The 24,036-nt window shown below is 71.4% G+C and carries 19 protein-coding genes and 3 pseudogenes; 10 read left to right on the top strand and 12 right to left on the bottom strand.

The annotated features are described in order from the left end of the window. Positions 1-55: 55 nt before the first annotated feature. Positions 56-1,405: a DUF6716 putative glycosyltransferase gene (locus ACZ4LX_RS33055; RefSeq protein WP_467650690.1), complete on the bottom strand. Its 1,350-nt coding sequence runs from the start codon at positions 1,403-1,405 to the stop codon at positions 56-58. Between the two features lie 220 nt (positions 1,406-1,625). Here ACZ4LX_RS33055 and ACZ4LX_RS33050 point away from each other — a divergent pair, with 220 nt between their 5' ends. Further along, positions 1,626-2,609, top strand: a complete 984-nt coding sequence (locus ACZ4LX_RS33050; RefSeq protein WP_467650691.1) for a glycosyltransferase family 2 protein — start codon at positions 1,626-1,628, stop codon at positions 2,607-2,609. Continuing rightward, on the top strand, positions 2,606-3,994 hold the full coding sequence (locus ACZ4LX_RS33045) for a polysialyltransferase family glycosyltransferase (RefSeq protein ID WP_467650692.1): 1,389 nt from the start codon (positions 2,606-2,608) through the stop codon (positions 3,992-3,994). The genes ACZ4LX_RS33050 and ACZ4LX_RS33045 overlap by 4 nt, the downstream gene beginning before the upstream one ends. 202 nt (positions 3,995-4,196) lie before the next feature. Here the strand turns inward: ACZ4LX_RS33045 and ACZ4LX_RS33040 are convergent, their stop codons facing one another. Beyond that, positions 4,197-6,536: a glycosyltransferase gene (locus tag ACZ4LX_RS33040; protein WP_467650693.1), complete on the bottom strand. Its 2,340-nt coding sequence runs from the start codon at positions 6,534-6,536 to the stop codon at positions 4,197-4,199. Next, positions 6,533-8,080 (bottom strand): MalT transcriptional regulator family protein, encoded by a 1,548-nt coding sequence (locus ACZ4LX_RS33035; protein ID WP_467650694.1) that lies wholly within the window; start codon positions 8,078-8,080, stop codon positions 6,533-6,535. Before ACZ4LX_RS33035 ends, ACZ4LX_RS33040 begins: the two co-directional genes overlap by 4 nt. A gap of 267 nt (positions 8,081-8,347) precedes the next feature. Here ACZ4LX_RS33035 and ACZ4LX_RS33030 point away from each other — a divergent pair, with 267 nt between their 5' ends. Beyond that, positions 8,348-10,858 (top strand): YfhO family protein, encoded by a 2,511-nt coding sequence (locus ACZ4LX_RS33030; protein WP_467650695.1) that lies wholly within the window; start codon positions 8,348-8,350, stop codon positions 10,856-10,858. 420 nt (positions 10,859-11,278) lie between these two features. On the opposite strand, the gene ACZ4LX_RS33025 is transcribed toward ACZ4LX_RS33030, so the two are convergent. Further along, positions 11,279-11,824: a flavoprotein gene (locus ACZ4LX_RS33025; protein ID WP_467650696.1), complete on the bottom strand. Its 546-nt coding sequence runs from the start codon at positions 11,822-11,824 to the stop codon at positions 11,279-11,281. Positions 11,825-11,954: 130 nt separating this feature from the next. Between ACZ4LX_RS33025 and ACZ4LX_RS33020 the strand changes: the two genes are divergently transcribed. The 3 genes from ACZ4LX_RS33020 to ACZ4LX_RS33010 all read left to right on the top strand — a co-directional run bounded on the left by ACZ4LX_RS33020 (position 11,955) and on the right by ACZ4LX_RS33010 (position 13,892). Further along, positions 11,955-13,133 carry a helix-turn-helix domain-containing protein gene (locus tag ACZ4LX_RS33020; protein WP_467650697.1) on the top strand — a complete coding sequence of 393 codons (1,179 nt, stop codon included), beginning with the start codon at positions 11,955-11,957 and terminating at the stop codon, positions 13,131-13,133. A gap of 301 nt (positions 13,134-13,434) precedes the next feature. Next, on the top strand, positions 13,435-13,692 hold the full coding sequence (locus ACZ4LX_RS33015) for a DUF7848 domain-containing protein (protein WP_467650698.1): 258 nt from the start codon (positions 13,435-13,437) through the stop codon (positions 13,690-13,692). Next, positions 13,689-13,892, top strand: a complete 204-nt coding sequence (locus ACZ4LX_RS33010) for a hypothetical protein (protein ID WP_467650711.1) — start codon at positions 13,689-13,691, stop codon at positions 13,890-13,892. The genes ACZ4LX_RS33015 and ACZ4LX_RS33010 overlap by 4 nt, the downstream gene beginning before the upstream one ends. An 82-nt stretch (positions 13,893-13,974) precedes the next feature. Here the strand turns inward: ACZ4LX_RS33010 and ACZ4LX_RS33005 are convergent. Next, positions 13,975-14,079 (bottom strand): annotated as a pseudogene (locus ACZ4LX_RS33005) (helix-turn-helix domain-containing protein); the annotation flags it as partial. Between the two features lie 149 nt (positions 14,080-14,228). Further along, the gene (locus ACZ4LX_RS33000; protein ID WP_467650699.1) at positions 14,229-14,873 is read right to left on the bottom strand and encodes a TetR/AcrR family transcriptional regulator C-terminal domain-containing protein; all 645 of its coding nucleotides are present in this window, start codon (positions 14,871-14,873) and stop codon (positions 14,229-14,231) included. A 61-nt stretch (positions 14,874-14,934) separates the two neighbouring features. Between ACZ4LX_RS33000 and ACZ4LX_RS32995 the strand changes: the two genes are divergently transcribed. Continuing rightward, the gene (locus tag ACZ4LX_RS32995) at positions 14,935-16,368 is read left to right on the top strand and encodes an FAD-dependent monooxygenase (RefSeq protein ID WP_467650700.1); all 1,434 of its coding nucleotides are present in this window, start codon (positions 14,935-14,937) and stop codon (positions 16,366-16,368) included. A gap of 179 nt (positions 16,369-16,547) precedes the next feature. Here ACZ4LX_RS32995 and ACZ4LX_RS32990 read toward each other — a convergent pair whose 3' ends face one another. Continuing rightward, positions 16,548-17,564, bottom strand: coding sequence for a LacI family DNA-binding transcriptional regulator (locus ACZ4LX_RS32990; protein ID WP_467721339.1), 1,017 nt, complete (start codon positions 17,562-17,564; stop codon positions 16,548-16,550). A gap of 211 nt (positions 17,565-17,775) precedes the next feature. On the opposite strand from ACZ4LX_RS32990, the gene ACZ4LX_RS32985 reads away from it, so the two are divergent. Continuing rightward, positions 17,776-18,393 (top strand): TetR/AcrR family transcriptional regulator, encoded by a 618-nt coding sequence (locus tag ACZ4LX_RS32985; RefSeq protein ID WP_467650702.1) that lies wholly within the window; start codon positions 17,776-17,778, stop codon positions 18,391-18,393. Here the strand turns inward: ACZ4LX_RS32985 and ACZ4LX_RS32980 are convergent. The 5 genes and pseudogenes from ACZ4LX_RS32980 to ACZ4LX_RS32960 all read right to left on the bottom strand — a co-directional run bounded on the left by ACZ4LX_RS32980 (position 18,374) and on the right by ACZ4LX_RS32960 (position 22,508). After that, positions 18,374-19,726, bottom strand: a complete 1,353-nt coding sequence (locus ACZ4LX_RS32980) for an MATE family efflux transporter (RefSeq protein ID WP_467650703.1) — start codon at positions 19,724-19,726, stop codon at positions 18,374-18,376. The two genes, ACZ4LX_RS32985 and ACZ4LX_RS32980, sit on opposite strands and share 20 nt — an antisense overlap. Then, positions 19,723-20,709 (bottom strand): phosphotransferase family protein, encoded by a 987-nt coding sequence (locus ACZ4LX_RS32975; protein WP_467650704.1) that lies wholly within the window; start codon positions 20,707-20,709, stop codon positions 19,723-19,725. The genes ACZ4LX_RS32980 and ACZ4LX_RS32975 overlap by 4 nt, the downstream gene beginning before the upstream one ends. A gap of 748 nt (positions 20,710-21,457) precedes the next feature. Then, complete coding sequence (locus ACZ4LX_RS32970; protein ID WP_467650705.1) at positions 21,458-21,685, bottom strand: hypothetical protein; 228 nt, start codon at positions 21,683-21,685, stop codon at positions 21,458-21,460. Then, positions 21,661-21,879 (bottom strand): annotated as a pseudogene (locus ACZ4LX_RS32965) (IS5/IS1182 family transposase); the annotation flags it as partial. The gene ACZ4LX_RS32970 and the pseudogene ACZ4LX_RS32965, both read right to left, overlap by 25 nt. A gap of 32 nt (positions 21,880-21,911) precedes the next feature. Beyond that, positions 21,912-22,508: a TetR/AcrR family transcriptional regulator gene (locus ACZ4LX_RS32960; RefSeq protein WP_467650706.1), complete on the bottom strand. Its 597-nt coding sequence runs from the start codon at positions 22,506-22,508 to the stop codon at positions 21,912-21,914. 87 nt (positions 22,509-22,595) lie between these two features. On the opposite strand from ACZ4LX_RS32960, the gene ACZ4LX_RS32955 reads away from it, so the two are divergent. Beyond that, positions 22,596-23,327, top strand: coding sequence for an SDR family NAD(P)-dependent oxidoreductase (locus ACZ4LX_RS32955; RefSeq protein WP_467650707.1), 732 nt, complete (start codon positions 22,596-22,598; stop codon positions 23,325-23,327). A gap of 94 nt (positions 23,328-23,421) precedes the next feature. Next, positions 23,422-23,676 (top strand): annotated as a pseudogene (locus tag ACZ4LX_RS32950) (IS5/IS1182 family transposase); the annotation flags it as partial. Positions 23,677-24,036: the final 360 nt, after the last annotated feature.

Here is a 24,036-nt window from a genome sequence, read left to right as displayed (position 1 = left end):
GCTCCAGGAGGTGTGTGGGTGGAGGGGACGGCTGCCGGCCCCTCTTCGTGGGTGTTCACAGCTCGCCCATCCGCCGGATGACGGGGGCGACCCGCTGGACGCCCTGGCGGTACGCGCCCCGGGCCGCGTCGCGGACCGCCTCGCGCACCGCTCCCCTGACCCGGCCGGTCTCCCGGGGCGCCGCCGCGCCCGGCAGCGGGTGGCCGTCGGGGGCCAGGTGGTGGCGGGCGAGGATGCCGGGGAGGTAGCCGGGGGCGGTGGCGGGTGTGTAGTACGGCGCGAGGTCGGGCAGCCGGTCCCGCGCCAGCAGGGCGGTGACCCGGGCACGGGCGGCGTCGTAGGCCGTGGCGTAGCCGCCGTCGGCGGCGACGCCCTGGCCGGCCAGCCATGCGGCGTCGGGTCGCGGATGGGCGCCGCCGTCGAGGTGGTCCCAGGAGGTGAGCAGGCCGGAGCCGACGAAGTGGTGGTTGCCGAGGGCCTCGCGCACCCCGAGGTCGGTGAGGACCGCGGTGGGGATGCGCCGGTGCAGGGACTCCAGGGCGGCGGTCGAGGAGACGGTGACCAGCAGGTCGGTGCGGTCCAGGACCTCACCCATGTGCCCGTACACCAGGCGGAAGTTGGGCGGGAGGCCGCCGGGCAGCCTCTCGGCGAGGCGCTGGTACGGAAGTTCCTCGATGTGCGTGGTGTGTTCGCCGGGCCTGGAGCGCAGCTTGAGCAGCACCTCGCGCCGGGGGTGCAGCCTGGCGTGCTCGACGAGCCTGCGCAGCAGGTACGTACGGTCGGCGCGGGAGGCCGGTACGGAGGGCTGGGCGGCGAACACGACGGTGTCGCGGCCCTGTTCGGGGGTGTGCGGGGCGCCGCCGAGGAAGGGCAGGGCGGCCTCCGTGACGGCGGACGCGTCGGCGCCCACGCCCTCGTACACCGCGCGGAAACGGTCTGCGTCGTGGCGGGAGTTGGCGAGGACGACGTCGGCGCCGTGGCGCAGCAGCAGGCCGTCGGCCAGCTTCTCGTAGACGACGCCGACGTAGCCGGTGACGATCACGGGCCGGGTGGGGAGCCGGAGTGCGGCGAGGCCGTGCAGCATCGCCTGGACGGCGCCGCCGACGAGGGCTAGGACGACCAGGTCGTATCCTTCCTCGCGCACGGCGTGCAGGAACTCGACGGCCGTCACCTCGCGCACCCGGCCGCGGTCGATGCCGACGTCGCCGACCTCGGCGAGCTGGCGCGGTGTCGGGGTCGCCCGGCCGCGCAGCAGCAGTCCGCTGATCTCCGTACGGGGTGTGGGCGCGCCGCCGTCGCCCGTGGTCAGCCGGCGCGCGGTGAGCGCGCCCCACTTCCATCGGGTGTCGGAGTCGGCGAGTACGGCTACCCGGAGGGCGGTCGTCTTTTCGGTACGTGGGGGCACGTCCAAGACGTTAGGAAGGCCCGGGGGTCGGCAGCCCAACGCGAAAGCAACAGGGGGTTAACAGCCCGCCGACGATTGCCGAACCGGCCGCCCGGCTTGTTGGAAAGACCGGCGGAATTCCCCTGCGGGCCTCTCGGTTAACGAATTCGACGGGCGTCGTTCACCTGCCGTCCGCACAGCCGACAGGACTCATGCGCGGCCCGGAACTAGCGTGATGCGGGTGGTCAAGCTCTCCGTCATCGTGCCGTTCTACAACGTGCAGACATACGCGCCCGACACTCTCAGAAGTCTGCTGGCCAACGCCCGCGACGACTTCGAATTCATCCTCGTCGACGATTGCTCGACCGACGGGACGGCGGACCTTCTGCACCGCGCCCAGGAAGAGATTCCGGGGGTGGTGGTGCTCAGACACGAACAGAACGGCGGACTGGCCACCGCGCGCAACACCGGCCTGGACGCGGCCCGCGGCGAATACCTCGCCTTCCTGGACGGCGACGACTGGCTGGCGCCCGGCTACTACGCCGAACTCGTGGCCCGCGCGGAGCGCCTGGCCTGCGACTTCGTCCGTACGGACCATGTCCAGGCCACCGGCCGGGCGCGGACCGTGCAGCGCGCGCCGCACGGCCTGAGAGACGTGGTCCTGGATCCCCGCGCGGCGATCCTGCCCGCCACCCGGTCCACGATGGTCGACTATCCGTACGCCTGGGCCGGGATCTGTCACCGCCGGCTGCTGGACCGAGGCCTGCTGCGTTTCACGGACGGGCTGCGCACGGCGGAGGACCGGCCGTGGATCTGGCGGCTGCACCGGGAGGCGGAATCCTTCGCGGTCACCGGAATGCTGGGCCTCTTCTACCGGCGCGGGGTCTCCACCTCACTGACCCAGATCGGGGACGTGCGCCAGCTCGATTTCATCCGGGCATTCGACCAGGTCGTACGGGAAACCACCGATGATCCCGACGCGGATTCCCTGCTGCCGAAGGCCGTACGGACCTATTGCGCCGTCATCGCACATCACCACAGCTCGATCGAAAGGTTCGAACCCTCCGTGGCCCGGACATTGAAATCGCTCAGCTCGGCGGCCCTGAAGCGTATGCCGCAACAGGTCCTCGACGAGGCGCTGGATTCGATGGACGGGCAGCGCGCGACGCTGCTGCGCCGACTGCGCCGCCGGCCGCACACCGCGAAGGAGGCCGCTGCCGCATGAGCACCACCGTGCGCACCACGCGCGTCTTCGTCGCCTCCACCCTCTACGGCGTGGCCACACTGGCCGCCGCGATGGACGCGGGCCGCTTCGGGGCCGCCGACCGCTCGCTCCTCCTGCTCTCCAACAACGCCTCGATCCCCGAGACTTCGCCGTCCGTCGACACGATGCCCGGCTTCGGCGCGTTGCGCGGGCGCTTCGACGGCGTGCTGTCGTGGAACGAGGCCATCGCGCCCTTCCACCCCGGTGCCTGGGAGCCGAGGGAGGACGACGTGCCGCTGTGGGAGCGCCATCTGCGGCTCGTCTGGGGTCTGGGTGAGCACCGTGTCGAGCTGGTCGTGGAATCGATCCAGGTCAGCCCGGCCCGGTCGATCTGCCAGATCTTCGCCTCGGCCCCGATCGACGTGTACGCGGACGGCCTGATGAGCTACGGCCCCACCAGGAACAAGCTCGACCCGCTGATCGGCACCCGGGTCCGCCGGCTGCTCCACCCGGATCTGGTGCCGGGTCTGACGCCGTTGCTGCTCACGGAGTTCGGCGTCGAGCCGGAGACGCTGAGCACGGACCGTCTGCGGTCGGTCTTCGCCGAGCTGGCCGATGTGCCGGCCGGGATCCCGCCCGTGGAGGCGCCGGCCCTGTTGCTGGGCCAGTACCTCTCGGCGCTCGGACTGATCGGGGCCGCGCAGGAGGAGGAGCTGCATCTGCGGATGATCCGGGGCGCCGTCGCGCTCGGGCACACCCGTCTGGTGTTCAAGCCGCATCCCACCGCGCCGGAGCAGTGGGCGCACGCGATGGTGACCGAAGCGCGCGCCCTGGGCGCCGAACTGACCGTGCTGGAGAGGGGATCCGGCCGCGCCGGTGCGTCGGGGGCATCCCTGCTCGCGGAGGTGCTGTACCAGCGGATGCGGCCGGCCCTGGTCGTCGGCTGCTTCTCCACGGCCCTGCTGACGGCGGCCGTGTTCTACGGGCTGCCGGTCGCCAGGACCGGCACGGACCTGCTGCTGGACCGGCTCGCCCCGTACGAGAACAGCAATCGGGTGCCGGTGACGCTGGTCGACGCGCTGCTGCCGGACCTGGACGACGCGCAGGCCGTACGCGGATGGTCGCCGCCCTCCGAGGAGCAGGTGGCCGAGCGTGTCTCCCCGCTGCTCACGGCGGTGGGCTTCGCGATGCAGCCCCGGATCCACCCGGAGCTGCGCCCGGCGGCCGAGCGCTATCTCGCGGAGCACCTGGACGACCGCACCTGGCGCTACTTCAAGCGCCGCCGCCTGACCACCCTGGCCCTGCCGGGGGCGGTCCCCGCCCAGCTGGCCTTCATCCCCCGCAGCCCGGCCCTGCGGAAGGTGGCGCGCCGGGCAAGGGCGTTGAAGCGGGCAACGCTGGGGTGAGCGCGAGGGCCGGGCGCCGCGACGGTGGTGGTGCCCGGCCGTTCCTCGCAGGACACGCGAGAGGCCCCGTCCGGTCGCTGGAACCGGACGGGGCCTTCGCTCGGGTGTCGTGGCGGAGGCACGGGAGAGCCCCGTGCGCGGCGGCAGGAGCGGGAGCAGCCTGCCGGCGCGCCCCGCCCCTCTCCTCCCCTCCCCCGTACGGTCAGACGGGGACGCCCGCGCGGATGAACCGCAGGTCCGCCGCGTTCGCCTCGGTGACCTTCCACAGCTCCCGCTGTCTGCCGTGCACATCGGCCACCGCCGCCGCGTGGTCGTCGAGCAGCCCGGCCGCCCGTTCCACCAGCCGCGCACCGAGGTGCCGGTCATGGACGGAGATGCCCCACTCGGGCCGCTCGATGTCGGCGAGGAAGTACGCCATCTTCGGGTGCGAGATCAGGCTGATGACAGGTGTGCCGCAGCCGAACGGGATCATGCCCGCGTGCCCGCGCATCCCGATGACCAGCTTCGTCCGGGCGTACGTGTCACGGATCTCGTCGTTGCCGAAGTCGTACATGGGGATCACCGGCAGCGAGATGCCGTGCTCGCGCCGCAGGTCGAAGGCGATCCGTTCGTCGTCGAGGGAGTGGGCCACGCACTTCACCTCGGCATGGGCGCCGAGTCCCTTCACGGCGGTGGCCATCTCGGCGAGGAAGTGCCCGTAGTCGTGGCCGAAGCGGAGCCCCGCGCGGTCGTACGCGGCGTTGACCAGCACGGTGTTCTCGCGCTCGGCGGGGTCGGTCCAGCCCTCCACCAGCTGCCGGGTGACGGTGGTCGGACAGGGCTGGAAGCGGACCTTGTCGTGCAGGGACGGTGGCAGCAGCGCGCGGACCTTCTCGATCGAGCCGTGGTTGCGCAGCCCGAAGAACGAGGCGCGCTCGACCAGCTTGCGCAGCGAGGAGAGGAACCGGTCGCGGCCGTGTCCGTAGGCCTGGCCGTCGAAGGCGTTGAACCCGACCGCGTACACCATGACGGGTACGTCGATCCGCTCCAGCATCTCGTCGGGGACGTTCCACTGCCAGCCGCTGTTGCCGTTCGGCGCGGTGTCCGGGATGAAGAGCCCGCCGCCGCCGATGACCAGTCCGCGACGGGCGTTGACGCGCTCCAGGGCCGCCTCGTCGAACAGCCGGTGGGCGTGGACGGACTGCCAGCGGGCCGGCCCGGTGTCGCGGCCGAAGGCCAGCCGGACGCTTTCCGGGAGCAGCTTGTCGCCGGCGTTGCCCTGCCGGTCCATGTAGAAGGCGACATGGGCGAGTTGCTGGTCGGCCGGTGCCTCGGCGGGTGTCTCGGCGTCCTGGGTGCGCAGGTGCATCAGCCGGTTCGCCCGGTGGGTCGGGTCCACGCCGAGCCCGTCGAGGGCGTACCGCGCGGCGGTGGTGTCGTCGCCGTGGATCCAGGCGATCTGGGCGAGGCGCGAGAAGGCGGTGGCGGCCCGGTTGGGGGCCGCGGCGGCCAGCAGGAGCTGGATGCGGGCCTCTTCGTAGCGGGAGACGCTCAGCAGGGCGTTGCCCAGCACCTCGTGCGGCCAGGCCTCGTCGACGGGGATGTGGACCCCGCCGAGCAGGTCGGCCGCCTCCTGGTACTCACCGGCGGCGATGTGCGCGGCGGCGACCTTGCGGGCGCTCTCGGGGTCGGCGGTGCGCCGGACGTGCGGGGTGCCGTAGTGCACCAGCAGGTCGTGGTGCTTGGCGCCGGGCAGCGCCAGGTAGGCGGCGTGGAACGCGGCGTCGGACAGCTCGAACTCGTGCCAGCGTTCCTCGGCCCTGCCGTAGCCGGCCTCGCCGCCCTGCCACGGCTTGTGCCTGCCGGTGAAGTGCAGGATCGCGGTGGTGTCGGGCACCGGGAGGTCGCCGGAGAGGCGGCGCTTGACGAAGTTGTAGCGGGCGTCGAGCTGGACGAAGTCGCCGTCGAGCACGGCGTTCAGGATGCCCTGGTCGTGCTTGTCGAGTTCGTAGGTCCCCTTGCGGCCGACGTCGTCGATCCTCGCGCAGAACTCGTCGCTCAGATACTCGCGCTGGATGACCAGCAGCCCGCTGTTGAGCTTGTGCTGCCCGTAGAAGAACTGAGGGACGGCGGCGAGTCCGTCGCGCAGCTTCAGCAGGTCGCCCAGGTCGCCGAGGACCACCATGTCGGTGTCCAGGGTGATCACGGTGTCGTAGTCGCGCACCCGGAAGACGTCGAGGATGAAGTAGGCCTTGCGTACGAGGTAGTTGTCCTGGTCGCCCTTGGCGTACGTGTCGTAGTGCGCGGCGTCGACCCGGCGGAAGTCGGTGCGCGGGTGCAGCGCCCGGATCTGTGCGACGGACGCGGGGCGCAGCCCGTCGTGCAGGACGATGAAGTCCTCGCAGACCGCCGGGTTGGACAGGGCGAGGCTGCGCAGCAGGGTGAGGAAGCCGGGCAGGTAGTTCTCGTCCACGAAGCTCGCGAAGGCGACGCGGCGCTTGCCCGTGAGGGCGTTGGCGGGGGCGCGTGGTGCGGGCGCGGTGGCAGGGGGCGTCGTCGTCATCGCAGTCGGATCCTCGTATCGGTGACGCTCTGGGCGCGTTCCATGACCCACGCCTTTTCGCTGGTGTACTCGTGGACGGAGGTGATGGGCATCTTCATTGCGGCGGGCAGCCGGTAGGCGCCGCTCTCGTAGAAGTCGAAGCCGATCAGGTCCAGTTGGGTGCTGACGTCCAGGTGGTCCAGCAGCCACAGCATGTTGAAGCCGCTGGTGGGGATGGCCGGCCAGACATCCGTGCCGACCCTGCCGATGTTGCGCAGCGGCCAGCGCAGGGATTCGTCGCCGAGGTACTGCTGGGCACCGGGCACCAGCCGGTTGCGCAGCGAGTACTTCCAGTCGCCGGAGACCCCGCCGAAGACGAGCCGGGTGTGGACCTTCTGGTCCCAGTTGAAGCCGTGCTTGTGGATGGTGGCGTGGATGTCGGTACGGCGGCCGGTGGCCTCCGGGTCGATCCGGTACGAGTTGAAGCGGACGACCAGGTCGTACGCGTCGATCTCGGCGCCCATCGAACCGGTGCCGACCCGTTGGGAGTTGGCGATCAGACAGATCGACTTGCCCGCGATGCGGTTACGGAACTCGCCGAGCGTCGTCCATGCGACGCCGCCGAACGTGGGGTCGTCTACCGGGCCGCGCATCCGGGCCCTGCGCTGGCCGGCGTAGAGCGCCACGATCTCGGTGAGGAGGGTGAGATCGCCGCCGCCCGCGCCTGCGCCGCCGGCTCCCGGCACGCCGCCGGCCTCCAGCGCGAGGCCGACGTACTGGCTGAGGGCCTCCTGGATCTCCGGCACGGGCGCGCCGGAGCGGTCCTGGGCCAGCAGCGCGCCGATCAGCCGGGACCGCGCCCGGTTCCAGTCGCCGCGCCCGTGCAGGGCCAGGCCCTCGGCCCAGGTGTCGGTGACGGATCCGGCGGCGAACGCCGCCGCCTCGGGGCAGCTCTCTTCCAGTTTCCGCAGCAGTGCGCCCTGGCGCTCCGCGCCCGCCCGCAGACCGGCCGTCTTCGCGGCGACCCCGAAGCCGTCGTCGTCGGTGAGGTCGAGGTAGCGCCCGTACGCCTCGGCGGCTTCGCGCTCGGCGCCCAGGGCCTCCAGGACCCGGGCGCGCAGCCGCCAGGCGGCCCGGGACCTCCGGCGCTGGGTCAGCACGGTGTCGGTGATGAGGACGGCGAGCTTCAGCTCGTCCTCGTAACCGCAGTCCAGCGCCTTGGTGCCGACCGCGAGCAGCGGGTCGAGCAGTTGGTCGCCGAGGACCTGCGCGGAGCCGGGCCCGCCCTTGCCCGATCGCCGCAGCAGCGGGAGCGGGGAGGCCGGCTCGGAGGACGGCTGCTCCATCGTCGCGTGGGTGGCCAGCAGATTCCGCAGGGCCTCGGCGAGCGCCGCACGCCGCCGGTCCAGCCCGGCGACCAGCTTCCCGCTGTGCGCGGCGCAGGCGCGCAGACAGGTCTCCAGTTCCGTCGGGCGGACGGTGGCGAAGGAGGAGGTGCCGCCGTCGGGCGGTGTCGATTCCTCCGCGTCACGCTGCCGTGGCCAACGGGTGCGGGCTTTCGTCATGGCGCTCCAAGCGTCTGCTGCCCGTGGGGGAAGGGGCGTAGGGAGTGAGTACGGATGTTCGTCGGGCGTTCGTGGTTCCGTGGCACGCTAGGAAACCTGAACGGCCGAGAGATGAACTCGTCCTGTCAGCACGGAAAACTGCCGCCCTCCGTCCGTGGGCGCCGGATGGCCGGGCGGGGACCGCTGCGTGAAGGCCGGCGGACCATCGGGTGAACCGCCTTGCAGGCAGCGGGATTTGGCGATGCTCGATGGCATATTCGACCCATCATGAGGACTCCGCCGACTCTCCGATCGCCGCGCGCCCTGGGCGCCTCCCTGGGTGCCGTGCTCACCGTCGTGACCGTCTGCGCCGGTGACGCGGTGGCCCGCGGCTACCCCTTCGGGCCACGCACCCGCAGCGTCAACGACCTGGGCAATCAGTTCGTACCGTTCCACGCCCGGCTCTGGGACCTGTTGCACGGGCGGGCGGACGGCGGGCTGCTGGTCAACTGGCGGTCGGGGTTCGGCACGAGCTTCCTGCCGGACCTCGGTACGTATCTGACCAGCCCGTTCGCGCTGCTCGTCGGGGTGTTCCCGAGGGACCGGATCGACCTGGCCGTCTATGTGGTCACGCTGGTCAAGACCGGTGTGGCGGCGGCGGCCATGACCTGGCTGCTCACCTCGTTGCGCCGGGGCCGTGGCCGGGAGTGGCTGGCCGCCGTGCTCGGCGCCTCGTACGCGCTGTGCGGCTGGTCGGTCGCCGAGGCCGCCTACAACCCGATGTGGCTGGACGGGCTGATCGCCTTCCCGCTGCTGTGCCTGGCCGGCGAGTGGGCGCGCACCGGGCGGCGGCCGGTGCTGGGGACGCTCCTGGTGACGCTCGCCTGGGTGTCCAACTTCTACACCGCGTACATGGCCACGCTCGGGGCGGCCCTGGTGCTGGTGGTACGGCTGTCGCTGGAGGACGGGACGGCGCGGGAGCGGGTCCGGGGACTGGTGCGTGCCGTGCGGACCGTGCTGATCGGCGTCGGACTGGCCGCGCCGGTCCTGGTGCCGGTCTTCCTCGGCACCCGGCACGCCTACCCGGGCTGGACCCGGGAGTTCGCCCCGGCCGCCTGGCCGGACGTCGCGGCCCGGCTGCTGCCCGCGACGTACGGCTTCTTCAGCCCGGCGGTCTTCCTCGGCACCGGTTCCCTGCTCCTGGCCTGCGCGCTGGCCCCGCACCGTGCGGTGCCGCGCGCGGAGCGGTGGGTGTGGCCGGGGCTGGTGGCGGTGGTGGCGCTGTCGTTGCAGTGGGGACCCACGCATCTGCTGTGGCACGCCTTCGCGACGCCGAACGGGAGCCCCTTCCGGCAGACGTTCGTGCTCTCCGGTCTCGTGGTGATCGCCGCCTGGACCGCCGTCGCCCATGGCTGGCCGGACCGGCGTGCGCTGCTGGGCGGGGGCGGGGTGCTGGTGCTGATCGCCGCCGCCGCCGCGCCCAGCGCGCTGGTCACGCGGTGGACCTATCCCCTGTTCGCCGCCGGACTCGTGGCGGCCCTCTGCGCTCTCACGCTGGTACGCAGCCGCAGATTCGTGCTGCTCGCGGCGCTCCTGCTGGTCGGGGCGCAGGCCGGGCAGGCCGCCGCGACCACCGCGTACGCCGACCGGCAGCGGCTGAACCGGCTCGACGACTACGCCCCCTGGGGTGAGCGGCAGAGCGTCCAGGCCGCCGCGGTCGCCGCCGCGGACGGCTGGCCGCGCTACCGCACCGACCCCGGTCTCGAACAGAGCACCGCCAACGATCCGATGCTGGTCGGCGGAGAGGGCGGGGCCTACTACAGCAGTCATACGCCGGACGTGACGACCCGCACCTTCCTCGCCCTGGGCGCCGGCTGGACCTCGCGCGGCCGGGCGCTGCAGAGCCTGGACAACCCGGTGACCGACGCGGTGTTCTCGGTCGGGGCCCGCGTCCACGTACCGCGCGATCCGCACCAGGTCTGGAACCGCCCCGACCGGCGGCCGGTGACCGTGACCCGGCAGGACGTCCCGCCGCTGGTGACGGTGCGGCCCTCCGGTTCCGGTGCGTCCGGGTGGGGGCCCTCACCGTTCCGCAACCAGGAACGGCTGCTGGGCGCCCCGGTGTACACGCTGCCCACGACGGAGCTGCGTTCCGAGGACGGCTCGGCCGCCACCGACAGGAACACCAGCGCCTATGCGGTGGAGCCCGGCACCTACACCTTGAGTGCGGACTGCCCCGCGAACAGCCAGGTGTTCCTCTGGGCACCCGACCTGTTCGGCACCGCCCGGCTGGGCACGGGCGGCGAACTCAGCGATGTCCGGGGCGACATGCCCGCGCGCCGGGCCGGAATCCTGCCGCTGGGCGCGGGCGCGGGCCGGATCGCCGTGACGCTGCGCGCGGAGCGGTCGGGAACCCTCCCGCACCGGTCCGTCGGCTGCCTGGACCCGGGACGCCTGGCCTCGGCGGTGGAGCGGCTGAAGGGGACGGGTGCGACGCGGGTCACCGTCTCCGGCAGCGGGGTGCACGCCGAACTCCCGCCGGGGACCCGCGGGGTCGCCGTGCTGGCCGCGCCCCGGATCGCGGGCTGGAGCTGCGACGGGCGTCCTGCCGGCTCGTACCTCGGCCTGGTGGCGGCGCCGGTCGGCGGCGACCGGACCTCGGTGGACTGCTCCTTCAGGCCGCCGGGGCTGCGCGCCGGGACGGTTGCCGGGGCTGCCGCGCTGGCGGCCCTGCTCGCCGTGGCGTTCGGACCGGCGGCCCTGGTGCGCGTACGGCGGAGGAGGCGCGTGCGTACGTAGGGACGGCGGCACCGGGCGCGCGACCTCGGCCTCGCGCTTTCGCGAGTGAGGGACCGCGAGGCCCCCGCATCTCCGCCTCGAACGTCTCCAGCACAAACCCCGCAGAGCTGAGGCGAGCCACCACTGGTCCGGACGCACAGCGCGCCCTCACCGGTCCCGAGCCGCGCCACGGTCTCGGCCCGCGCGGGCACCTTCGCGCCGGTCCGGCTCTCCCAAGGCCGCCGCGGCCGACGGTGCCGCCGCTGCCGCTTCGCTCGTGAAGGGCCCGCAGGCTCTGGAGTTCCCGCTGATCGGCCGGGTCGGGGCCCGCACGGACCGGCTTGCGACGGAGGCGGACGCCGCCGGTACGCCGGCCGAACACCGCAGTCCTCGTCCTGCCCTTGGACCGCGGAGGGACATGAACCACGCCTCCGTTTCCGGCTACGGCCTGAGGCGGGGGCGTTGTCGTGCCTTGTCCACGGCATTCAACGCCAGCTCCCACGGGTACGGCCGGCGCTCTCCCGACGCGTTCGGCTCGAACCCGCCCGCGCCGTACAGCACGCTGACGCCCATCGCTCGCAGTTCGGCGATGCTGCGGTCCAGCGCGCGATGCCGCGCGTAGGCGGCGTTCACGCACGGCATTGCGACGAGAGGGATGTCCTTCCCGATCGCCTCGGCCGCGAGGCCCACGACAAAGCTCGACGTGAGCCCGAGCGCCCATGAGTTGAGGCTGTTGAACGTGGCCGGAGCGAACAGCGCAACATCAGCCCCGGGCCACGCGTCCCCGGCTGTCGGCGCCTTGTACTGCGACCGCACCGGGTGGCCGGTCAGTTGCTCCAGGTCGGCCATCTGCGGGTCCAGCCATCGGGCGGCAGACGGCGTGAGGCCGAGGCACACGTCATAGCCGCGGCCCTGCGCATCCTCGATCACCGAGCCGATCTCCAGAACTGGCGGGGCGGCAGAACCGAGCAGGTACAGAATCGTCATGCCGCCATCCCATCCGTCCGATGCAGGACATGCAACCGCCCCCGAAACGAATGGAATCGGGGGCAATGCGAGGTCCAGCGCGCGGAGTCCTGGGTACCGTTCAGATGACGAGTCAGGAACGGAGACCAGTATGCCCACGCTGGACGACGACCGCACGGGCGCCCGCATCAAAGAGCAGCGGAAGCTCGCCCACCTCAGCCAACGCCGGCTTGCCGAGCGCCTTCCGTATTCCTACAGCCTGCTCAACCAGGTGGAGTGCGGAGCGAGACCAGCTACGGACACCTTTGTCGCCGCTGTCGCTGCCGCACTCGGCATCGACCCGGCTCTCCTTCGGGGACCGTCCCACGTGACGGGCCTGCAAACGGGGCGCCTCGCCGCCCTGGTCAGCCCCATCCGCGAGGCGCTCGACCTGTACGACCTCGGGCACGCACCCGCCACCAGTCGGCCCGTGACACAGCTCGCTGCCGACGCAGACCGGATCTGCCGACAGGTCCGCGCCACCCACCTGCGGTCAGCGGCCCGCGACCTCCCTGTCTTGATCACCGATCTGACACGTGCGGCAAGGACAGCGCCGACGATCGCCACATGGCAGGCCCTCGCGTCCACGTACCGAACCGCACACGACATCGCCCTCAAGGTCGGTTTTCCCGACCTGGCGATCGTCGCCCTCGACCGGATGGGCTGGGCCGCCGAGCGCGCCTCGGACCCCTGCCTGGCCGCGATCCGCCAGTACAAGCGCGCCCTCGGGCACTCGGATTCCGGGCAGGACCTCGGCCGCCGCCTGGTCGCCCCCGGCCACGCCCTCATCGAGGACCAGTCGTCACGCGAAGCTCTCTCCGTGGCCGGTCAGCTCCACCTCGGCGCCTCGGCGGTGGCCGCCCGAGCCGGCGACGAGAGCGCCGTGGCACAGCACATCACGGCCGCCCGGGAGCTCGCGGCCCGCGTCGGGGGCGAGGCACCCGAGGTGCATTGGCTCAGCTTCGGACAGGTGAACGTGACCCTTCACGAGATGGGCGCGGCCATCACCATGCGGCGGTACGACGACGCGCTGCGCCAGGCCCGCGCTGTGAAACTGCCGACGGCGACGCTGACCTCACGGCGGGCCCGGTTCCTCGTCGACCGCGCCACCGTGGAGATGGAGACCGGCCACAGGGACTCCGCGCTGCGCCACCTTGTCGAAGCACGGCGGACCGCACCCGAGCAGACCCGCTATCACCCTCGCACCCGAGAAGCCGTGCTCGGGCTGCTCCACACTGCCCGACGCCCGCCGGACAGCCTCGGCCACATGGCTGCGTGGATCGGCTTGTAGGCCTGCTCACACGCTCACAGATCTGTGAGCATTGCGTCCCACGTCACCCTGCACTCTCGTCGTACCTGATCAGCGACGAGCCGGGGACCGCCATGACCGTGAGAGACCTACCACCAGTCAGAACGCTGACGGTGCAGCAACAGCGCGGGGGGCGCTGCGTGTGGTGCGGCCACCCGCTCACGACTGGCGCGGTCGTCGACCTGGGGCAGCAGCGTGCGCGGCCGACGACCGGCGCCGCGTACTCCTGGTTCCCGAGAGCTTGCGCGGTCCCCGGCCCGTGCGGGGAGCGGGAGGCGGCGCGATGAGCGTACGTTCCGTGATCCGTAACGCGGACTGGACAATCGGCGTGGACACCGCGCCCGGCGCGTCAGGTCCGGTGTACGTGATCGAGTGCATCACCTGCCTCGACCGGTCCGACGCCGCCGAGGAGAAGACAGCGCCCGAGGACTGGGCGCTGCGCCACACCGGCCGGTACACCGACCACCGCAGCCACCGGGCCATCATCACGTCGTTCGTCCGCGTCACCCCCGCCCCCGGCAACCCCCTCCACGGCCGATGACCGCCGAGGACGGGCGCCCGCAGTGCCTCAGCTGCGGCACCACACGCGAACTGATGCGGGTCGACGGGCGGCCGGGCGGTGCGTACGGATGCCCGGACCACCTGCGCGGGCTGTGCGGCCAACTCGACGACGACCTCGACGCCCTGATCTGGTTGCAGGAGACCCGGACCCAGCGCCTCCGAGACGGTCGGAACCTCTGACTCCCTGCCCACGACCGCCACCGACACCCCCATTTGGTCGCGGCGCGGGGTCACTCCCGGACGAGAACGGCCCGAGCGGCACACCAACAGCGTCGGCAACGAGGAGCAGGTGATCGAGGAGCGGCGAGGTGTGTCCCTGCTCCAGCCGGTTGACGGTCTTGCGGTCCAGTCCGCTCCGACCGGCCACTGCCTCTGGATGAGGAGGTGGGCCGCGATGCGGGCGGCGCGGATCGGTCCCCGATGTCCCGTCGACGGGCGGGTACCAGCCGGGTAGGGGGTCGGGCGGCAGCCCGTCACGGCGAGGGCACCGGGCGAGCTCCGGCAGCCGAGCGGGCGCTAGCCCGGTCCGTACCGCGCCTCGATGCCCGCGATGATCAGCCGCAGGCCGTCCTCGAAGCGTTCGTCGTAGTGGGCGAAGATCTCCGCGCCGGCCGCGGCGGCCAGCGGGTAGCGGGCCATGCGTTCCGCGCGCTCCTCGATGTCGAAGCCCTCGCGCTGCTGGTCCGGCATCGGGCGGACGCCCTGCTCCTCGCTGACGAACCCCATCGTGTACGCGTACACCGTGGTGCCCGCGCGGACGGCCTGCCACAGCTCGAAGCCCGCGTCGACCATGGTCCGCAGATGGGTTTCGAGCCCGTCCGCATGGTCGGTGCCGGTGAATCTCGCACCGCCGTAGACCTTGGCCCCGTCGCGGTAACGCAGCAGCGCGTTGCGCAGCCCGCAGTTGTACGCGAGGAGCTGGTCCTGCCAGCTCTCCGGGGCCGCCCCCGGCAGGCCCTCGTCGAGCATCCGGCGGTACATCACCGTGGCCATCTCGTCGAGCAGCGCCTGTTTGTCCTTGAAGTGCCAGTAGAGCGCGGGCGCCTTGACGTCCAGTTCCTTGGCGATGGCGCGCAGGCTGAGCCCGTCCAGGCCCACCTCGTTCAGCAGCCGCAGCGCCGTGTCGGCCACCCGGGACCGGTCGATCTTCGTCGTACCCACCTCGACAAGTTAACAGCCCCCGCTCTTGACAATTTAACAGCGTTAAGCACAGACTCCCCCCATGGGACTTAACAGCGTTAAGGAAACGGTCACGGAGACCTCGGTCCTCATCGTCGGCGCGGGCGCCTGCGGCCTCGCCCTCGCCTGCGACCTGGCCCGTCGCGGCGTTCCCGCCCTCCTCGTCGAGCAGGCGCCCGCCCTCTTCCCCGGCTCGCGCGGCAAGGGGATCCAGCCCCGCACCCGGGAGGTCCTGGACGACCTCGGCGTCGGCGACGCGGTCCGCGAGCACGGCGGTCCCGCGCCGGTCGGGATGGCCTGGCACAACGGTGAGCGGATGGGCGAGCACCAGATGTTCCGGGTCGCGGCCCCGACGGACGCGGAGCCGTACGGCGAGCCGTGGATGATGCCCCAGTGGCGCACCCAGGAGATCCTGCTGGCCCGGCTGCGCGAACTGGGCGGTGACGTGGCGTTCTCGACCGCGCTGACCGGCCTCGCCCAGGACGCCGACGGGGTCACCGCGCAGCTGAGCACCGGCCCGGTCCGCGCCTCGTACCTGGTCGCGGCGGACGGCGGACGCTCCACCGTGCGGCGGGCCCTGGACATCGCGATGACCGGGGAGACGGTGGACCCGGCCCCGATGCTGGTGGCCGACGTGCGGGTCGCGGAGGACGCGCTCGACCGGCTCAACTGGCACATGATGAACACGGACGCGGGGTTCATCACGCTCTGCCCACTGCCCGGCACGGCCGACTTCCAGCTGGTCGCACAGTTCAAGGAGGGCGAGCCGGACCTCTCCTTGGAGGGGGTGCGGGCCGTCGTCGCGGAGCGCACCCATCTGGAGGCGCGGGACGTCACCGAGGTGCTCTGGTCCTCCGACTTCCGGCCGCGCGCCGCGCTCGCCGACCGGTTCCGCGACGGACGGGTCTTCCTGGCCGGGGACGCCGCCCACGTCCACTCCCCCGCGGGCGGCCAGGGGCTCAACACCAGCGTGCAGGACGCCTACAACCTGGGCTGGAAGCTCGGCCAGGTGCTGGGCCACGGGGCGCCCGCCGCGCTGCTCGACAGTTACGAGGAGGAGCGCCGCCCCGTCGCCGCCGAGATGCTGGGCCTGTCCACCCGGATCCACCGAGGCGAGCAGGAGCGGGGTGCGGCCGCCCAGCAACTGGGCCTCGGCTACCGCGAGGGACCGCTTTCGGCGGGCCGCGCGGGCGTCCTGGAGGCCGGCGACCGGGCCCCCGACGGACCTGCGGGCGGGCAGCGGCTGTTCGACGTCTTCCGGGGCCCGCACTTCACACTGCTGGCGGTCGGCACCGAAGCGGAGCTGCCGGAGTCCACCGGCTCACCGGTGAAGGTGGTGCGTGTGGACGCCTACGAGGCGTACGGCAACGGGCTGTTCCTGGTCCGGCCGGACGGCTACGTCGGCTGGGCGGGCGAGGACACGACCGGACTCACGGAGTACCTCGCACCGCTGGGCCTCGGCCTCGGCTCCCGCTGAGCCCGCCGGCCCCGGCCGGACGCTTGAGGCCTCCGACCCCACCGGTCCCACCGGACCCACCAGTCCTATTGGTCCCACTGGCCCCACCAGTCCTACCGGTCCCACTGGCCCCAGCGGTCCCCCGGGACGCTTCGGACCACCGGCCCGGCCGGACGCTCGAACGGCCCGCCTTCCGCTTCTCAGTGCTCGCCGGGCACGGTGCTGCCCCGCACCACCATGCTGACCGGGACACGCGTGCGGTGCCCGGACAGCACGTTTCCGTCGAGCAGCAGGCGGGTCGCCTCGACTGCCATGTCCTCCACGGGCATACGCATCGTCGTCAGGGGCGGATTGGCGCACTCCGCCGCGATGCTGTCGTCGAAGCCCACGATGCTGACGTCGTCGGGAACCTTACGGCCCCGCTCCGTCAGCGCCTGCGTGGCACCTGCTGCCATCAGATCGCAGGCCACGAACAACGCGTCGACCTCTGGACAGGAGGCCACCAGGCGATGGGCCGCCCGGTGGCCTCCTTCCCGCAGGAAGTCTCCGTCCTCACTGAGCTCGGTCAGACCGAACTCCCTTGTCGCTCGGAGATATCCCTGCCGGCGGGCCCGTGCGTCCGCACTGTGGTCAGGGCCGTGCACTGCCCCGATACGTCGCCTTCCCGACCGGTAGAGGTACTCCACGGCCGCGAATGCGCCGCTCTCGTTGTCGGCCTCGATCGCCGGCACGGACGACGATGTCGCAGCCAGTGAGACCACTCGGCGGCACTGCTGCTGAAACCGCTCGGCCATGACAAGGGGAACGTCGGCCAGCACCGCGCCGACGGTCGCGCGAGCAGCGATCGCGTCCACCGCTTCGCGGCCGTCGGACCGTGAGAGCGCGTGAACACGGACCTGCACGTCAGTGCCTTCCAACGCCGAGATCACCCCGGCAAGCACCCGGCTGTAGTACGGGTGGGCGCCCAGCCAGCCGATGACCGGGCCGTCCGTGACAGCGACGACGTCGACCGTGCGCTGCCTCCCGGAGGCCAGTGCCCGCGCCGTCTGGTCGGGCTCGTAGCCCAGGTCGGCCATGGCGCGGCGTACCCGCGCCCGTGCCGGGGCGGCGACCGCCGACTCATGGTTCATCACCCGGGAAACCGTCGAACGGGAAACACCCGCCCGCACCGCGACGTCCTCGATCGTTATTCTCGGCCTGCCCACAGAGCCCCTCATTTCCTGCTGTACGAACGGTGATCGATCCACATCGTGACGCTGTGCGCGGCTGTGGCCGGCCGGCGGCGGCCCGCAGCCGCTCCTCCGGGACAGCGGTCCCGGTGCGGTCGCGACCGGCCCGGGCCACGCCCGAAAGAGGGCCGGCCCGGCCGGTATGGGTGGGTCCCTGGGCGTTCGACCGCCCGATCGGGCCGGCTGCGAGGATGGGGGCATGTCGGATGAAGCCAAGGTACCTGCGTCCTCGGAGGGGTATGCGAAGGGGCGGGCCCGCCGCGAGCAGATCGTGACGGCGGCTGTCGAGGTGTACGCGGACAAGGGGTTTCACGGCGCTTCGTTGCGGGAGATCGCGAAGCGGGCAGGGATCAGCCACGTGGGCCTCCACTACTACTTCCCCAGCCGTGAGGCACTGCTGGCGGCGGTGCTGGAGCGCCGGGACGAGGAGGACTCCGCGCAACTCTCGCCGAAGGTGTTCACCCCGAGGGCGGTGGTGCGGCATCTGCTCGACCTGGCCGCTCACAATGCCCGGCGTCCGGGCATGGTGGAGCTGTATGTGCGCCTCGCCGCGGAGGCCGTCGCCGAAGATCATCCCGCGCATCAGTACTTCAGGGAGCACTACAGGACGACGCGGGAGTATGTGCACCGGGCGCTGCGGGAGCTGGCGGAGCAGGGGGCGTTGCGGGACGGGGTCGATCCGAGGGTGGCGGCGGACGGGTTCGGGGCGCTGATGGACGGGCTGCAGGTGCAGTGGCTGACGAGTCCGGATGCCGTGGACATGGCCGAAGTGCTGGGTTCCTACGTGGGGCAGCTCCTCAGGGAGCCTGTGGCGTAGTGCGGTGCAGACGCCGCAGCAGCAGAAGCGCGACGGCCGCGGTGGCCACTTCGCCCGCGGCCAGTGCGGTCCACACGCCGGTGGTACCCAGTCGGCCGAGGGCCGCCACGAGCGGGACCTTGATCAGGAGCAGGGTGCCGAGGGAGGTCAGGTACGCGGATGCCGGGCGGCCCAGCGACTGGGCGTAGGCCCCTACGAGCGGACCGATCCCGGCGACCGTCATCCCGATCGCGATGACCGGCAGTGCCTGTCCGGCGACGGCGATGGTGTCGGTGTCGTTCAGGAAGAGACCGGCCAGGGGCCCGGCAAGTGCGGCAAGGGCCGCGGCGGTGAGCAGTCCGTACAGGAGGGAGGCGGAGAGCGCGTAGTCGCGGGCTTTGAGCGCACGGGCGGTCAGGCCGCGCCCCGTGTTGTAGCCGACGATGGGCTGGAGTCCCTGGCTGATGCCGGTGTGCGGCATCATCACGAAGGTCTGCAGACGGGCACAGACGGCGTACGCGGCGAGCGCGGTCGCCGAACCGGTGGCCGCGAGGGTGGCGAGGACGGCCAGGAGCGTGACGCCGGTACCGGCCAGGAACGAGGGCAGACCGATGCCCAGCAGCGCTCGCAGCGTCGGGCCGTGGGGCACCAGGTCCCGCAGGCCGATGCGGTACGTGCGGCGCCTCTGTACGAAGAAGAACCACAGGCTCATCGCCGCGGAGACGGCCTGGCCTCCGACCGTGCCGAGCGCGGCGCCCCGCACTCCCATGTCGAATCCGAAGATCAGCAGGGGGTCGAGGGTGATCTGTACCGCGACCGGCACCAGCCACAGCAGGGTGGAGAACCCCATGCGGCCTTCGGCTCGCACCAGGCTGGAGAAGCCGGTGGACACCAGGGCCCCGCAGAGCAGCACCACCGCGTAGGGGCGGGCGGTCGCGCCCAGTTCGCCGGTTGCGCCGAGCAGGGTGAGCAGCGGGTCCAGGAAGGCCAGGCCGAGCACGGTGGTGCCGGTGGCACAGGCCCAGAACAGGACGAAGGAGTTGCCCGCGGCACGGGCGGCGGCCCGGTGGTCTCCCGCACCCAGGGCGCGGGAGATCAGGGAAGCGCCGCCCGCTCCCACGGTGGTGGACACCGCGCCCAGCAACAGCAGCAGCGGGGCCACCAGGTTGACCGCCGCCATCGCGGTGTCGCCCACTCCGCGGCCCACGAACCAGGCGTTGGTCAGGGCGTAGACGCCGTACACGCCGACCGCGGCGGTGGTCTGGCCGCAGGTGCGCCACAGCAGCCGTCCCACCGGGTCGGTGCCGAGCCGGGTGGTGTGGTCACTGGCGGAGACCGGTTGCGCGGACGTCACCGGCGGGTGCGGCCGAGCAGAGCCATGGCCTCGTCGAGGTGGGGCCGCGCCCAGTCGTACTGCTTGGTGTCGAGGTGCCCGCGGTACACGGTCTCGATGACCATGATCAGCAGCAGGTGCAGGCAGTACAGACGGCGGCGTGTCCGCTCGGTGTCGCTCAGCTCCCCGTACCCGTAGCCGCGCATGAAGGGCGCCGGGTCACCGAAGGCGGATATCTCGCTTCCGGCGAATCCGGCCTCGATCAACGGGTCGCCGTAGAAGGCGCGTTCGTGGTCGATGATGCAGACGATCCCGCCGTCGCGGACCATGGTGTTGCTGTCCCACAGGTCCCACTCGACCAGGCGGGGTTCGGTGACCTCGTCGAGGCTGCCGGCGTGTTCCGCCACGACCGCCCGCACGGTGTCGTACTCCCAGCCGATGTCGACGCCGCGACGCTCGCCGTCGGCCAGGACGTCCTCGATCATCGCGGTGAACGCCTGCCGCCAGCCGGCATGGCCCGGCCCGGCCAGCGGCCCGAAGTGCCCGCCGCGGATGGAGTTGATCTCCCGGTTGGCCGCGCCGAGCTGCTCCATCAGGGCATCGCGCTCGGCCGCGGGAAGCGTCTCGGCGATGATGCCCAGGTTGTCCGCGTCGATGTACGGCATGAAGAAGTAGTCGGCGTTGCACAGTTCCCGGCTCCGGTCGGCGAAGTCGACTGCGGGGACCGGCACGGTGGTCCGCGTACGGAGGAGGTCCAGCGTGTTCAGTTCGATCGACATGGCGCCGCGCTCGTAGGACATCACCTCCACTGCGGCCGGTGGGGCGATCTTCAGGACGACCTCGGCACCGTCGCGCAGGCGGATGCGGTAGGCGACGTTGAACCAGCCATGACCCAGCTCGCTCACCCAGCCGTCCTCGACCGGGACCTGTTCGGCACCGTAGGCGCGCTCGATCATGGCACGCAGCACCTCGGCCGGCTGCCTGTTCTTCGTGATGCTTTCCATACCAGGTCCCTTCATCGGTGGCGATCGCGCGGCACCCGCAACGAGCGCGGCGGGCCCCGCGCAGGCCGGTCCCACGTCCCGCGCAGGCCCGCTCGCACGAATACTTACCACGTGTTCGAAATCTTCTCGGGTGGAGTGTACGCCCGTACGCCCTGGGTGGACATGCCCGCGCGACTGTCGGCATCTCCTGCCGTCCGGCCGGGCATCGCACCCGCACCCGAGCCGCCGGACCGGCCTCCACCGGGGCACCGGAACCGCGTACGCCCTGCCCGACGGCGGCGCGGGCGTCTGCGGAGGCCGGCACCCCACCAGGGGACAGCCGCTTCCGGATCAAGGGGAGGAGCTGTTCCGGGTCCGTGAACCAGACAGGCCCGAAGAGGGACAGGACCACATCGAGAGGGCCGCCTGTGCGGCTCGGGCAGTCGGCGGCCTCTGCCGTGTGGAAGGTGGGGCCGGGAGGTGACCCCATCGGGCTACGGCCTTCCCGTGCCGGCTGGGGCGATGTCCACACCGATGCAATCGGCCCCGAGCGTGGAGAGGGTGGGCGAGGTTGCACCCCGCGCCGCAGCCCAGCTCCAGAACGGTCCGGCCCTGACGTTCTCCGAGGATCGATTCATCAGGGCCGTGGTCGGCGTACTACGTCCAGTTCAACCGCGTCGTGGCCCCGGAAGCGTTGGTGTCCCTCCGTGGCGTCCATCCCTGGGGGTACCGCTCCCAGGCGTCAACGACCTCCATGCGGAACCTTTCCTCACGGCGACAACTCCCCACGCCTCCGGGGGGAGTTGCCATGGTCCGCGCGGTGCCGCTTCCCGCTGTTGGGGCTGTCCGGGCTGTCCGTGCACCCGGCGTGGCACCGGGAGCAGTCGGCCGCGTCCTCCACGGTCCACAGCTCCGGGTCGACCTCGAAGCCGGAAGCCTTGATGGCCTTGACCGTGTCCCGCAGGGCGGGCGACTCCCCATGCGGTTCGGGCCGCATCGAGATCCGCGGAGGATCCGCCAGGGCTTCAGGCGGGCGACGCCGCGTTCGACCGGTGCCCGCGCTGCGGGCCAGGCCCGGTTGACGGTCTTCCCGGTGGGGGTCAGTTCCCGCAGGGGCCTGCGTTTGATGCCCGTGGTCAGCCCGGGGCCGCCGCCCTGGCAGGCGAGGCCAGCCAGGACGGGGACGGCCTGGACGTCACCTGATCGGTGACCCGCTCCGAAGCTCAGTGAGCGGGGCGGGGCAGTACAGCAAGGGCTGTCCCGGCTATGCCGGTCAGCGTCTCCTCGCTCACTCCGGCCTTGCCCAGCGCTTCAATGCCGCGCAGTACGGCGAGCACCAGCGCAGCCAGCTTTCCCGGGTCCGCGTCCGCGGCGATATCACCATTGCGCTGACAGGCTGCGATGTCGCCCTCCAGCAGCGCCTGCAGCGCCTCGACGGCCGCGCGCGCCCGCCCGGCCACCGTCTCGTCGTGTTCGGCCAGCTCGGCGGCGCCCTTGGCCAACAGACATCCTCGGTGGGCGGTGTCTGCGGCGGTCGCCGCCGCCACCGCGTACACGTGGGCGGACAGCCGGGCGTAGGCGTCCGCGTCGCCGCCACGCAGCTGTCGGCTCACAGCGTCGACGACGGAGGTGCAGTAGTCGTCGAACACGCGGTGGAAGAGTTGCTGCTTTCCGCCGAACGCGCCGTACAGGCTGCCTTTGCCGAGCCCCGTCGCCTCGGCGATGTCTTCCATGCGCGTGGCGGCGTACCCACCCGACCAGAACCGCTCCCGGGCAGTGTCCAGCACCTGCTGCTCGTCGAACTTCCTAGGTCGCGCCATGGTGACAGCCTAGCCATTCTTGACTGGTTCGTCCATAACGGTTAGCGTTATGGACGAACCAGTCAAGAATTGGGGAGTGGGCGCGTGATGACGGAAGTACTTGCAGGCAAGGTGGCGGTGGTCACCGGAGCCAACAGCGGTATTGGGCTTGCCGTCGCCAGGCGGTTCGCCGCGGAGGGGGCACGGGTCTTCCTGGCCGGCCGCCGCCAGGAGCCGCTCGACGCGGCCGTCGCCGAAATCGGGCCGGCGGCCACCGGCGTGAGGACCGACGTTTCGGTACAGACGGACCTCGATGACCTCTACTCGGTCGTGCGCGAGGAGGCGGGCCGCATCGACGTGCTTGTCGCCAACGCCGGCAGCGCTGCCCCTCAGCGTCTCGGTGACATCACAGAGGAAGCCATCGACGCCACCTTCGGCACGAACGTGAAGGGCACGATCTTCACCGTACAGAAGGCGCTGCCCCTGCTGTCGGACGGCGCCTCGATCGTAGTGACAGGATCGACCGACGGCCTCCGCCCCGCACCGGGCATGGAAATCTACGGCGCGTCGAAGGCGGCGGTGCGCAACCTGGTGCGCAGCTGGGCGCGCAGCGCGCAGGAACGGAAGTTCCGGGTGAACCTGCTGAGCCCCGGCCCGACCGAGACCCCGGGCCTGATCGGCGCCGTAGGCCCGGACCACCAGCTCGCCTCGGAGGTGCCGCTCGGCAGGATCGGCCACCCGGACGAGATCGCCGCCGTGGCGACGTTCCTGGCCTCGGACGCCTCCAGCTTCGTCAACGGCGCCGAATGGTTCGTCGACGGAGGCCAGGCCCAGATCTGACCGCACCCCCATCAGCGCGAGAGCGCTGCTCATTTGTTCTACCCAAAGTTCGGCATCGCGAGGGGGAAGGCGCACATCGGAGCGTTCGCTCAGAGGGACTACGTCATGGTCGAGGGCGCGGAAAGGGACGGTCCGGGGCAGGTGGTCGGGGCAGCTGAAGCGGCATGCCGGAGCTGCTGAGGCTGCCCGGCACCCCCACGTGAAGACCCACGCCAAGATCCGCTGCCTCGGCGAACAGGCCATGGCCGCCCTGAAGGGCTGGCGCCTTCTGCGGAAGCTCCGCTGCAGCACCAACCGGATCACCGACATCGTGAAGGCCGTCGTCGTCCTTCACCACGCCTCAACCTGAGGTTGGAAAAGGCTCAGTGGGAATGAATTTACTTAGGGGGTGGGGTAACAAGTGTTGTCGAATTGAGAAGAGAACCGGCGGAGCGTGGCTCTCCGATAACGTACGCTTCCAGGGTTTCAGAATTCTTCATAAAACCTTTTCCTTTATTGACCCCCATTCTCCATTGAGTGATTTATGTCACCTTTGAAAGGGTGAGTAAAAGAGAATCCCCCCACCCATAAGGCAGGGGGATTCGAGCAATTCCGGATCTTATGCGTCGGCCCTTACTATTGATCAGAAACTCATTGGGTTCACTCGTCGAGGACGTATCGGACGTGCGGGGCTTTGAAGTAGCCGGTGACGATGTGGGGCTGGCGCTGT

This window comes from Streptomyces sp. NPDC026062, assembly GCF_055568375.1.
Note: the sequence above shows the minus strand (reverse complement) of the source record. Positions and strands in the feature narration are given on the sequence as shown.